The following is a 1,118-nucleotide window of genomic DNA, read 5'->3' on the forward strand; positions in this document are numbered from 1 at the left end:
ATAAATACTACGTATTAACATGTAATTTTAATCCTTTATATTTATGTCCCAAATTGTTTATCAATTTTATGTAGGGATGGTTAATAATTTTAATGCTTTGGGCAACACTTTAATATCAAGCGGCGCTTCTAGTCGAATTTCACCATCTATATCTACTTTCATGATCGGTTTTGTATCAATGCGAATATCCTTACCTGAGATATGGTCAATACCTTGAGTGATTTCATTCCAGTTCATGCTATCTCTTTTTTTGAAAATATCATTTAATATGCTGAAACTTTGCTCGTCAAAAATAAATGTATTCAATTTACCATCTTGTGGTGATAAATCTGTGAGCGGAATACGACTACCTCCAATATTAGGACCATTCGCAATAAGCAGCATTGAAGTATTGCCAGTTGTTTTTTCACCATCAATTGTTAAAGTAAAATCAAAGTTACTCGGATCCATTAATGTTTTTACGGTTGAACCGATATAACTTAATTTGCCAAATATATCTTTCGCACCGTTTTGCACATTTTCTGCATTTTGCACAATCAAACCTAGCCCAACGAAATTAAGGGCGAATTCTTTATTCACTTGAATGACATCATACTGACCAATTTGTGCATATTTAAGTTGTTCACTAGCTTGTTTAAAGTTAGGATGAATGTTAAGCGTTTTTGTAAAATCATTAAACGTACCACCTGGGATAATACCAATAGGCAAATCTAGCTGATGTTTCATCACGCCGTTAACCATTTCATTAACGGTGCCATCCCCACCTAAAATAAATAAAATATCAATTTTTTGACCATAATCACCTTGCTTAATCTTCTGACAATATTTAATAATGTCTCCTTCGTTTTCACTCACTTGAATGGATAGCTGTTTACATATTGAACTTAATGCTTTTGTCACTTCACCTAAACCATTATATATATCCTTTAAACCACTGTGTTCATGATAAAATAATACGCCATGATTGTATTTGTCTGTCATAATTATGCCTTCTTTCTAAAAGGTATCACTTTACATACTTACCCTTAATTTTAAGATTTAGTGTATGGTAATACAAAAAATGTGAGAGCGGGACAGAATTCACTATAAATTCGTAGTCCCGCCCCGACAAGGTTGAC

1 protein-coding gene is annotated in these 1,118 nt (G+C 32.9%); it reads right to left on the reverse strand.

The features are described from left to right. Positions 1–66: 66 nt before the first annotated feature. Positions 67–981 (reverse strand): diacylglycerol/lipid kinase family protein, encoded by a 915-nt coding sequence (locus HMPREF2597_RS05570; protein ID WP_002479357.1) that lies wholly within the window; start codon positions 979–981, stop codon positions 67–69. Positions 982–1,118: the final 137 nt, after the last annotated feature.

This window comes from Staphylococcus sp. HMSC063A07, from assembly GCF_001836955.1.
Lineage (GTDB): Bacteria > Bacillota > Bacilli > Staphylococcales > Staphylococcaceae > Staphylococcus > Staphylococcus lugdunensis.